Genomic DNA, 10272 nt, shown 5'->3' with positions numbered 1-10272 from the left:
GCCGGTGGCCGGCGGCCATGCCCGGCCGGTTCAGCCGCAAGGGCAGGCCCAGCCGCAACACCCGCTCACAGCCGGACAACGCCGGCAGGCCGGCCAGCGCCGCCGCCAGTTGCAACACCTCGCGCCGGCGCATCAACGCAGCACCTGCGACCAGTCCTGCTCGAAGTAGTGCACCAATTGCTGATTGTTCAGCTCATTGGGCAGCACCTTCCAGCGCGGCATGTCCGGCGGGAAGAAGAACATCTGGCGCGTGGCCTCCTTGTCCAGGAAACGCAGCGGCACCGTATAGCCTTCCGGCGGCGTGTAGCCGGGCTTCTTGGACGCGATGATGAAGCCCCATTCGCCGAAGGACGGCACATAGGCATGGTAGGGCGTGGTGTGCAGGCCGGCGGCGCGCAAGGTGGCGTCCACGCTCCAGAACGAGCGCGGCGCGTGCATCGGCGAGGTGGACTGCACCACCGCCAGGCCGTTTTCCGCCAGGTGGCGCGCCAGCAGCCGGTACAGCGGCACCGAATACAATTTGCCCAAGGCGAAATTGGACGGGTCCGGGAAATCGACGATGACGGCGTCGAAACTGCCATGGTCCTGCTCCAGCCAGCGCGCGGCGTCGTCGTTGACCACGGTGACGCGCGGATCGGTCAGGGAGCCCTGGTTCAAGGCGCGCAGCGGCTCGGAGCGGCTGAACAGCCGGGTCATCGCCGGGTCCAGGTCCACCAGGGTGATGTGCTGGATATTGCGGTATTTCAGCATCTCGCGCACCGCCAGGCCGTCGCCACCGCCCAGCACCAGCACATTGCGCGCCCACGGCAGCTTGGCCAGCACCGGATGCACCAGCGCCTCGTGGTAACGGTGTTCGTCGCGGCTGGAGAATTGCAGATTGCCATTGATGTAGAGCCGCAGATCGCTCTTCCACTTGGTGATCACCAGCCGTTGATAGGGCGTGGTTTCGGCGTGGATGATCTCGTCGCCGTACACCGCTTTCTCGCTCCAGCGCGTCAGTTGGTCGGAGGCCAGAAAACCGCCGATCAGCAGCAGCAAGACCACGCCGCTGCGCGCCAGTTGCAGGCCGGGCCGGCGCAATTCGTGGCGGAAGGCGCGGCAGGCCCACAAGGCCACGCCGGCGTTGAGCAAGCCGAACAGCAGCGCGCTGCGCGACAGGCCCAGCCTGGGCGCCAACACCAGCGGGAACAGCAGCGACACCGCCAGCGCGCCCAGGTAGTCGAAAGTCAGCACCTGGCTGACCAGCTCGGAAAAGCTGGCCTGACGCTGGTTCATCGCCCGCATCACCAGCGGGATCTCCATGCCCACCAGCACCCCGATCACGAACACCAGACCGTAGAGCACCAGGCGGAACGGCTCGCCGGCCCAGGCGAACACCAGGAACAGCACGGCGGCGGACACGCCGCCGATCAGGCCGACCAGCAGCTCGATCTCGATGAAGGCGTCCAGCACCCGCTCGTCCTTCACGTATTTGGACAGATGGGAGCCCACCCCCATCGCGAACAGGTAACAGCCTATGATGGAAGAGAATTGCAGCACTGAGTCGCCCAGCAGGTAGCTGGCCAGCGCGCCGGTGATCAGCTCGTAGGCCAGCCCGCAGGAGGCCACGATAAACACCGATACTATCAGCAAGCGATTTCGCATTGGATTGTCATTGTGGGTAGAATAGCCGCCATTATGCCCCAGCCCACGGCCTACCGCCGTGCGCGCACCGCACCGACAAAGGACGCCCGACCATGATTGCCGCCTTCCTGCCCGCCCTGCTCGCCTACCTGACTTATATGGGCAGCGGCCTCGCGCTATTGGCGCTGTTCGCGGTGATCTATTGCTGGGTCACCCCGATAGACGAGCTGAAGCTGATCCGCGACAACGGCCACGCCGCCGCGGTGTCCTTCGCCGGCGCGCTGCTGGGCTTCTCGCTGACGCTGGCCTCCAGCGCCTGGCACCTGAACAACTGGAACAGCTTCATGCTGTGGGCGCTGCTGGCCATGCTGGTGCAGATCGTCGTCCACATGGTGGTGGCGCGCTGTCTGAAGGATCTGAGCCGCGCGCTGATAGACAATAATCTGGCGATGGGCATCCTGGCCGGATCCATCCACCTGGCGGTGGGCCTGATCAACGCCGGCAGCCTGTCCTGAACCCGGCCGCGCCTTTTCAATTGGAGCAGACACTATGAGCCTGATGTCTTTCATCAAGAAGCAGTTCATCGACATCCTGGAGTGGCAAGAACAGGAAGACGGCGTGCTGGCCTGGCGTTATCCGATGCAGGACAACGAGATCCAGTACGGCGGCAGCCTGACGGTGCGGGAATCGCAGGCGGCGGTGTTCATCAACGAAGGCAAGATCGCCGACGTGTTCGAACCCGGCATGTACAAGCTGACCACCCAGACCCTGCCGGTGCTGACCTATCTGAAGAACTGGGACAAGCTGTTCGAATCCCCCTTCAAATCCGATGTGCACTTCTTTAGCACCCGGCTGCAACTGGGCCGCAAATGGGGCACCGCCCAGCCGCTGACGATACGCGACCAGGACTTCGGCATGGTGCGGCTGCGCGCCTTCGGCGTCTATTCCTACCGCGTGGCCGATCCGCGCCTGTTCTTCACCGAGGTCAGCGGCACCCGCGACAGCTATACCCGCGACGAACTGGAACAACAGCTGCGCAACCAGGTGGTGGCCACCATGAGCAGCGTGCTGGGCGGCAGCGGCGTGCCCTTCCTCGACATGGCCGGCAATCAGGGCTTGATGGCGGACAAGATCCGCGAGGCGCTGGTCCCGGTTTTCCAGCGCCTGGGCCTGGCGCTGGACAGCTTCGCGGTGGAAAACATCTCGCTGCCGGAAGAGCTGCAAAAAGCCATAGACAAGCGCATCGCCATGGGCATGGCCGGTGATCTCAACCAGTACACCCGCTACCAGGCGGCGGAAAGCATTCCGCTGGCGGCGCAGAACGAGGGCGGCATCGCCGGCCTGGGCGCCGGGCTGGCGGCCGGCGTCGGCGTCGGCCAATTGATGGGCCAGGCCATGCAGCAGGCGGTGCAGCCGGAGGCCCCCGCCGTGCAAGCCGCGCCGGCAACGCCAGCCGCCGCGCCTGCGGCGGACAATCCGCAAGCCAAGCTGGCCCAGCTCAAGGGCCTGCTGGATCAGGGTCTGATCACGCAGGCGGATTACGACGCGGCCAAGGCCGACGTGCTGAAGAAACTGGTGGGCTAAGCTAGCGCATGTACCGTATTGCCTGCCCCTCCTGCGGCGCCGATGTCGAGTTCAAGTCCGAAGCCTCCGCCATGGCGGTGTGCGCCTATTGCCAGAGCACGCTGCTGCGCGACGCGGACAGCGTGCGCGACATCGGCAAGATGGCGGCGCTGCTCAATGATTACTCGCCGCTGCAGATCACCAGCTGCGGCCAGTACCTGGGCCGCGGCTTCAACGTCGTCGGCCGCATCCAGCTGCGCTACGACGCCGGCCTGTGGAACGAATGGTATTTGCTGTTCGACGACGGCGGCGACGGCTGGCTGTCGGAAAGCGTCGGCCAGTACACGCTGACGCTGGCCGGCGGCGCGGTGCAGGAAGCCGGCGACTTCGACAGTCAGCAACCCGGCGCGGTCTTCCGTCACGGCGATGCCGATTTCGTGATTTCCGATGTGCGCACCGCCGAGTGCACCGCCGGCGAGGGCGAACTGCCGTTCCAGGTGGGCGCCGGCTGGCAGGCCAAGGTGGTGGACGCGCGCCGCCAGGCGCAATTCCTGACGCTGGATTACTCCGACGATCCACAACACCCCCAGCTCTTCCTCGGCAACGCCGTCACCCTGCCGCAACTGCGCATGGAGCGGCTGCGCGACACGCGGATGATAGAAGAGGCCACCGGCAAGCTGAAAGGCAGCGTCGCCTCGCTGGAATGCCCGTCCTGCGCCGCGCCGCTGAGCTACCGCGCCGGCACCGCCACCCAACTGGTCTGCGGCCACTGCCACGCCCAGGTGGACGCCAGCGGCGACCGCGCATTGGCGCTGGGCGCCGCGCAACAGCAGTTGGACACGCCGCTGACGCTGGAACTGGGCAAGACCGCCACCATAGACAAGCTGCCATGGACGCTGACCGGCGCGCTGGTGTGGGCCGAGGCAGAGGACCCCGACAGCCGCTGGTGCGAATACCTGCTCTACAACGTGGACAAGGGCTTCCGCTGGCTGGTGGAAAGCGGCGACGGCTGGTTCATCGGCGAGTTGATGGACGTGTGGGTGGACAGCTTGCGCGCCGATTACGCGATGCTGGGCAACAAGGCCTATCAGCGCGCCTATCCCGACTACGCCGCCCGCGTCGTCTACGCCGCCGGCGCCTTCCCCTGGCGCGCCAAGCTGGGCGACCAGGTGCAGCTCAGCGAATACCAGATCTCCGGCGGCCAGAAGCGCTTGTCGCGCGAGCTGTCGGCGCAGGAACTGACCTGGAGCTGCAGCAGCCTGGCCACCTCGGTCGAGGTCGGCCGCTGGTTCGGCAGCGCCACGCCGATAGAGCCGGGCTTTTCCGCCGCCGAGGACGACGGCGGGGATTTGAAGGCCATCGCCGTCAAATTCGGCCTGGTGCTGTTATTGATCAATCTGCCGCTGGCCTTCCTGAGCCAGGATATCGGCGATGGTCTGCTGATCTGCTTCTTCGCCTGCTGCGTGCTGGCGATACCGCTCAAGCAGAAGGAATGAATGCCGATGTCGCCAGGACTCTATAAAGCATTTTGCCTGCTGGTGATCGTGATCACCACCATGCTCAATTTTTCCAATATGGACAGCCGCGCCTCCAGCTCCCGCAGTTGGAGCAGCGGTAGCGGCGGCGGCTCCTCCGGCTGGGGCAGCGGCGGCGGCGGCCATAAATGAAGACGGCGATTGGCCGGCATCTGCTGGCGGATTTTCACGGCTGCCCGCCGCAGCGCCTCAGCGATCCGGCCCGGGTGGAACAGGCGCTGCGCCAGGCGGCGCAGGCCGCCGGCGCCACCGTGCTGGCCGGCCACGTCCACCACTTCGGCGAGGCCCAGGGCGTCACCGGCATCCTGCTGCTGATGGAATCCCACCTCAGCATCCACACCTGGCCGGAACACGGCTACGCCGCGCTGGACCTGTTCATGTGCGGCCAGGCCCGCATCGACGCCGCGCTGGCGCGGCTGCGCGAGGCGCTGCAACCGGCCGAGGTCCACAGCCAGCTGCATAGACGCGGAGATCCTCTTGCCCCTCTCTCCAAGCCCCCTCCCATAAGGGAATGAGGGACGTTAACGACAACTACTCCACCAGCTCCAGGCTCACCGAACCGTCGCCATGCTCCGCCGCCAGGCGGAACTGCGGCTGGCGCGCCAGATAGCGCAGCGCGCCGGCGCCGGTGTCGAAACGCATCGCGACGCCGGCCACCGGCTGGATGCGCCAGGCCGGCTTGGCCGCCGGGTTCACCACCTTGCGCTCGGCCAGATAGGCCGCCACCGCCGCGCGGTTTTCATCCGGCGAATCCACCACCACGCGGCTGGCGTCGATGCCGGGGAAATGGCCGCCGCCGGAGGCGCGGTAGTTGTTGGTGGCCACCAGGAAGCTGGCGTTCTCGTCTATCGGCTTGCCCTGATAGCTCAACTTGACGATGCGATGGCTGTCCGGCGCCGCCAGCTTGCCGTCGGCGTCGTAGCGCGCCGGCCGGCTGACGTCGATCTCATAGCTGACGCCGGCGATGCTGTCGAAGTTGTAGGAGCGGAATTCAGGGTTCAGCAACGGCTGGCTCTTGGCTCCCTTGGGATCGACGCGCAGGAACTGCCCGGCCGACATCTCCAGCCATTCGCGCACTTCGCGACCGCTGACCTTCACCGCCTTCAGCGTATTGGGATAGATGTAGAGATCGGCCAGATTGCGGATCGCCAGCGGGCCGGCCGGGATGTCGGTGTAGTAATTCCAGCCCTGGCGGCCGCCGGCCTTGAACGGCGCGGCGGCGGACAAGACCGGCAAGCCTTCGTACTCGGTGCCCTTGACCGCGTTCTTCACATACCAGGCCTGGGCCTCGGCCACGATCTGCACCGAGGGATCGTCCGCCGCCTGGGCGAAGTAGCTGTAGATAGGCGCGCGGGTTTCCGCCACCTTGCCGCGCACATAGTCCAGCGTCCGGCGATGCTCGGCGGCGATCAGCTCGGCCACCTTGGGCTCGGCGGCCGCCAGCGATTTCTTGGCCTGCTTGTCGTAGATGGCGCGCAGGCCGGCCTGTTTGCCGCTGACTTTCCAGCCGCCGTCGCCGCGCTCCAGCACCAGGTCCACCACGCCGATATGATCGCCCCAGCGTCCCGGCATCACCGCCGGCACGCCGTTGATGGTGCCGGCGGCCAGGTCCACCTTGGGATAGCCGGCGAAGGCGGAAGACGGGAATTCCGCGTGGGCGTGGCCGAACAGGATGGCGTCGATGCCGGCCACCTCGGCCAGGCCGGCCACCGAGTTCTCGGCGAAGCGCGCGCTATCGCCTTTTTCGAAACCGGAATGGGGCACCGCGATCACGATGTCGGCGCCCTTCTGCTTCAGTTCAGGCAGATAGCGGCGCGCGGTGTCGACGATGTCCCTCACCTCCACCTTGCCCTGCAGATTGGCCTTGTCCCACTGCATGATCTGCGGCGGCACAAAGCCGATCACGCCGATGTTAAGCGTCTGCGGCTGGCCGTCCTCGTCCTTGAATTCGCGCTTGAGCAGCACATAGGGCTGGAAATAGGGCTGACCGGTCCTGGCGTCCACCACATTGGCGTTGACGTAGGGAAAGGCCGCCGTCTTCAGCGCCTGGCCGAGAAAGGGCAAGCCGTAATTGAATTCGTGGTTGCCGATATTGCCGGCGTCGTAACCCAGCCAGTTAAGCACTTTGTAGGCGGGATGAACCTCGCCAGCGCGCAGCGGCTGAACCTTGGCCACCAGATCGCCCAAGGGATTGCCCTGCAACAGATCGCCGTTGTCTATCAGCAGGCTGTTGCGCGCCTCTTGCCGCGCCGCGCGGATCAGCGTCGCCGCGCGCGCCAGGCCGAAATCCTGCGTCGGCTTGTCCTGGTAGTAGTCGTAATCCAGCAGGTTCATGTGCACGTCGGAGGTTTCCAGCACCCGCAGTTTCAGCGGGGCGGCCCAGCCGTTTGCGGCCAGCGCGGCCAACAGGGAGGAGACGAGGAGAGGCGCAAGTTTCACGGGACAGCCTTTTTCTGGTTTTATCGCGCCCGCATTATACGCCCGCCGTCGGCCGCTCCAGATAGAAAGCGCCCCAGGCGCACATCGCGTCTATCACCGGCCGCAGCGTGTCGCCCAGCTCGGTCAGCCGGTAGTCCACCCGCGGCGGCACCTCCGCGTAAACCGTGCGCGTGATCAGGCCGTCGCGCTCCAGTTCGCGCAGCTGCTCGGTCAGCACCTTCTGCGACACCCCGCCCAGCAAGCGGCGCAGTTCGCCGGTGCGCCGGCTGTCCTCGGACAAATGGCACAGGATCGCGCACTTCCATTTGCCGCCCACCAGCCGCACGGTGGCGTCGATGGGAAAATTCAGTTCGCTCATGCGGGCACGGTTACCTTTTGGTGCTTATGAAACAAAAAAGTGCATACTTATCAACAGCTTGATCCATTGTTAGCATGGCCGCTCCCATTTTACAGGAAGCGCCATGAAAACCCTGATCATCGTTGCCCACCCCGATCTGGAACAATCCCGCATCAACCGCCGCTGGATGGCCGCGCTGAGCCGGCATCCGGAACGCTACACCGTGCACTCGCTCTATCAGGCCTATCCGGACGGCAAGATCGACGTGGCGCGCGAGCAAGCGCTGCTGAACTGCCACCAACGCATCGTGCTGCAATTCCCGCTGTACTGGTTCAGTTCGCCGCCGCTGTTGAAAACCTGGCAGGACCAGGTGCTGGACGAGGGCTTCGCCATCGGCGCATGGCCGGAAGACTGGCGCATGCGGGACAAGCGCATCAGCGTGGCGGTATCCACCGGCATACGCGAGCGGGACTTCGCGCCCGACGGCCGCTATCGGTACCGGATGGAGGAAGTGCTGCGGCCGTTCGAGCTGACCTGCCGCTACCTCCGCGCCGAATGGCTGCCCGGCTTCGCGCTGCACGGCGCCGAGCACGATCTGAGCGATGCCGAGATCGAGGCCAGCGCGGACGCGTATCTGCGGCACCTGCAGGCCGAGGCAGTATAAATCCACCCGCGATGAAAAATGCCCGGCCGAAGCCGGGCATGATCTTGTCTGGAACAGCGAACTTATTCCTGTTCCAGTTGGAATTATTCCAGCAAGCCTTCCGCTTTCAAGGCCTGCTGCACGAAGGGCAGCGCCGCCACGCGTTTCTGGAAATCGATCAGCGCCGGGAAATCGCCCAGCGAGCGCTGCACGAACTGCGCCCAGTTCAGGCAGGTGAACAGATAGGCGTCGGCCACGCTGAAACGCTCGCCCAGCAGATACGGCGTTTTCGCCAGCTGCTGCTCCACCAGCCCCAGGCGGCGGGTCAGCTTGTCCCAGGTCTGCTGCTTGAGTTCATCGCTATTGGGATAGAACAGCGGCGAGAAGCCCTTGTGCACCTCGGTGGCGATATAGTTCAGCCATTCCTGCAGCCGATAGCGCTCCAGCGTGCCATTGGCCGGCGCCAATTGCTTGGCCGGCACCTGGTCCGCCAGGTATTGCACGATGGCCACGCCCTCGGCCAGCAGTTCGCCGTTGTCCAGCAGCAAGGCCGGCACATAGCCGCGCGGATTGATGGTGGAGAAATCCACCCCGCCCTCGGTCAGATGCGGCTGCACCTTGAGATTGACCTTCTCGGTTTCAAACGGCAGGCCGCTGGCGAATAACACGATATGCGGCGACAGCGAGCAGGCGCCGGGGGACAAATACAGTTTCATCGTTCATCTCCTGTCAGGATCATTCAGAACAAAACACACTGCATGCGAAAACCCCGACAGCCTGAGCCAAATCAATGACGCTTGCAACCCTGCCGCCGATAGGGCCGCTGTCGCGGAGACTCAGCCCAGCAGGGAAACGATCCAGCCCGGATGAATGTTCCAGCCGGCGAAACCCGCCACCCAGAAAAACACGCCCAGCGCGCCAAAACCCCAGGCGCACAATAGCGGAATGAAATTGGCGGCCAGCGCCGCCACCGCGGCGCAGGCGACGGCGATGGACAGGCCGGCGTCGCTGACGTCGAACAGCTCATGGCGCGCGTTCAACTCCTCGAAGCCCTGCTCCTTGGCCTTGGCCTTGAGCTGCAAGGCCTGCGCCTCCGCCGCGTAGCGGGCGATATCGTGTTGAATCGCCGCCTGCTCCGGCCGCAAGGCCGCCGCCGCCGCCGGATTGGCCAGCGCCAGCAAGCGCGTCTGGCGCTGGCTGCTTTCCGCCAGGTGCTGCTTGATCTTCTTGGACTGGTATTCGGACCAGCTGTCCACCGCGTCCGCCTTCAATAGCTGGCGCGCCTGCACGATATTGTCGTCCTTCAGCTTGCCCAGCCCCATGAACACCGACAACAGCACCACGGTCAGCGCCACCAGGCTGTTCAAGTACTTCTTCTCCGCTTCCACGCTGATTTCCAGTTCCATCTCACGCTCCCGGCTGACGATAGGGGGTTCCCATCGCCATAACGCAATACAGCGTCAAACCGTGGACAGGGACAATGGATCGTCAGGACGATTTTTTGGAAAACAGCCGCGGACGGGAGTCCGTTCCGGAACCGGCGGCCGCCTGCGGCCGGGTCTTCAGCGCCACGAACAAGTCTTCCACCTGCTGGCGCGCCCACGGGGTGCGGCGCAAGAAGGCCAGGCTGGATTTGACGCTGGGATCGTGATTGAAGCAGCGGATCTGGATGCGCCGGCCCAGCTCCGGCCAGCCGTAGTGGCCGACCAGCTGGTTCAGCATCTGCTCCAGCGTGACGCCGTGGGTGGGATTATTGGCTTGGCTTGCGTTCATGCATGTGTTCTCTGGCTTGGGCCGGCGCAGTGTACCCCGCGCCGGCGCCGCGGCAAAGCCGCGCTCAGGCCGCCGGCTTGGGCTTGCGCTGACGCGGCGCGCGCTTGGTCGCCGGCTTGACCGTTTCCGCCGCCACGCCGCCGTTGCGCTGCGCTACCCCCATCGCCAGCGCCAGCCGGCCTAGCCGCTGCTGCTTTTCCTGGCTGATGGGGCCGGCCGCCTGCAATAGCAGAATCGCCAGTTCCAGCGCGAAGCGGCGCTGCTGATCGGTGGGCAGCAGTTGCTCCAGCGTCGCCAGCGCCCGTTTCTCATCGTTGCGCCCCAACCCGGTCTGGCGTCGCACCGCCTGCTTGAACTGC

The 10272-nt window shown here is 65.3% G+C and carries 12 protein-coding genes and 1 pseudogene; 6 read left to right on the top strand and 7 right to left on the bottom strand.

Annotated elements, in window-relative coordinates; genetic code table 11:
• Positions 1 to 132: 132 nt before the first annotated feature.
• A complete protein-coding gene (locus LQT98_RS12670) occupies positions 133 to 1644 on the bottom strand; it encodes a polyamine aminopropyltransferase (RefSeq protein ID WP_231462652.1) in 1512 nt (503 codons plus the stop codon).
• Positions 1645 to 1736: 92 nt separating this feature from the next.
• Here LQT98_RS12670 and LQT98_RS12665 point away from each other — a divergent pair, with 92 nt between their 5' ends.
• The 5 genes from LQT98_RS12665 to speD are packed head-to-tail and all read left to right on the top strand — an operon-like array spanning position 1737 to position 5236.
• Positions 1737 to 2138, top strand: coding sequence for a DUF350 domain-containing protein (locus tag LQT98_RS12665; protein WP_048408518.1), 402 nt, complete (start codon positions 1737 to 1739; stop codon positions 2136 to 2138).
• A 40-nt stretch (positions 2139 to 2178) separates the two neighbouring features.
• Positions 2179 to 3207, top strand: a complete 1029-nt coding sequence (locus tag LQT98_RS12660) for an SPFH domain-containing protein (RefSeq protein ID WP_331282546.1) — start codon at positions 2179 to 2181, stop codon at positions 3205 to 3207.
• Positions 3208 to 3215: 8 nt separating this feature from the next.
• The gene (locus tag LQT98_RS12655) at positions 3216 to 4682 is read left to right on the top strand and encodes a DUF4178 domain-containing protein (protein WP_231462648.1); all 1467 of its coding nucleotides are present in this window, start codon (positions 3216 to 3218) and stop codon (positions 4680 to 4682) included.
• Positions 4683 to 4688: 6 nt separating this feature from the next.
• Positions 4689 to 4853 (top strand): hypothetical protein, encoded by a 165-nt coding sequence (locus LQT98_RS12650; RefSeq protein ID WP_231462646.1) that lies wholly within the window; start codon positions 4689 to 4691, stop codon positions 4851 to 4853.
• The gene (gene speD / locus LQT98_RS12645) at positions 4850 to 5236 is read left to right on the top strand and encodes an adenosylmethionine decarboxylase (RefSeq protein WP_231462644.1); all 387 of its coding nucleotides are present in this window, start codon (positions 4850 to 4852) and stop codon (positions 5234 to 5236) included. Before LQT98_RS12650 ends, speD begins: the two co-directional genes overlap by 4 nt.
• Positions 5237 to 5252: 16 nt before the next feature.
• Here speD and LQT98_RS12640 read toward each other — a convergent pair whose 3' ends face one another.
• Together LQT98_RS12640 and LQT98_RS12635 are read right to left on the bottom strand one after the other, a co-directional pair.
• Positions 5253 to 7160 carry a bifunctional 2',3'-cyclic-nucleotide 2'-phosphodiesterase/3'-nucleotidase gene (locus LQT98_RS12640; RefSeq protein ID WP_231462642.1) on the bottom strand — a complete coding sequence of 636 codons (1908 nt, stop codon included), beginning with the start codon at positions 7158 to 7160 and terminating at the stop codon, positions 5253 to 5255.
• Between the two features lie 34 nt (positions 7161 to 7194).
• Positions 7195 to 7518, bottom strand: coding sequence for a winged helix-turn-helix transcriptional regulator (locus LQT98_RS12635; RefSeq protein ID WP_231462640.1), 324 nt, complete (start codon positions 7516 to 7518; stop codon positions 7195 to 7197).
• A gap of 103 nt (positions 7519 to 7621) precedes the next feature.
• On the opposite strand from LQT98_RS12635, the gene LQT98_RS12630 reads away from it, so the two are divergent.
• A complete protein-coding gene (locus LQT98_RS12630) occupies positions 7622 to 8161 on the top strand; it encodes an NAD(P)H-dependent oxidoreductase (protein ID WP_231462639.1) in 540 nt (179 codons plus the stop codon).
• Positions 8162 to 8244: 83 nt separating this feature from the next.
• On the opposite strand, the gene gstA is transcribed toward LQT98_RS12630, so the two are convergent.
• The 4 genes and pseudogenes from gstA to LQT98_RS12610 all read right to left on the bottom strand — a co-directional run.
• Positions 8245 to 8856 carry a glutathione transferase GstA gene (gene gstA, locus LQT98_RS12625; protein ID WP_048408525.1) on the bottom strand — a complete coding sequence of 204 codons (612 nt, stop codon included), beginning with the start codon at positions 8854 to 8856 and terminating at the stop codon, positions 8245 to 8247.
• Between the two features lie 120 nt (positions 8857 to 8976).
• The gene (locus LQT98_RS12620) at positions 8977 to 9546 is read right to left on the bottom strand and encodes a DUF4337 domain-containing protein (protein ID WP_231462638.1); all 570 of its coding nucleotides are present in this window, start codon (positions 9544 to 9546) and stop codon (positions 8977 to 8979) included.
• An 82-nt stretch (positions 9547 to 9628) separates the two neighbouring features.
• Complete coding sequence (locus tag LQT98_RS12615) at positions 9629 to 9913, bottom strand: VF530 family protein (protein WP_048408527.1); 285 nt, start codon at positions 9911 to 9913, stop codon at positions 9629 to 9631.
• 64 nt (positions 9914 to 9977) lie between these two features.
• Positions 9978 to 10272: pseudogene (locus LQT98_RS12610) on the bottom strand (hypothetical protein); the annotation flags it as partial.

Origin of the sequence: Chromobacterium aquaticum (genome assembly GCF_021129195.1) — a bacterium.
Lineage (GTDB): Bacteria > Pseudomonadota > Gammaproteobacteria > Burkholderiales > Chromobacteriaceae > Chromobacterium > Chromobacterium aquaticum.
The sequence above is the reverse complement of the archived record's forward strand: the minus strand, read 5'-3'. Positions and strand labels throughout refer to the sequence as shown.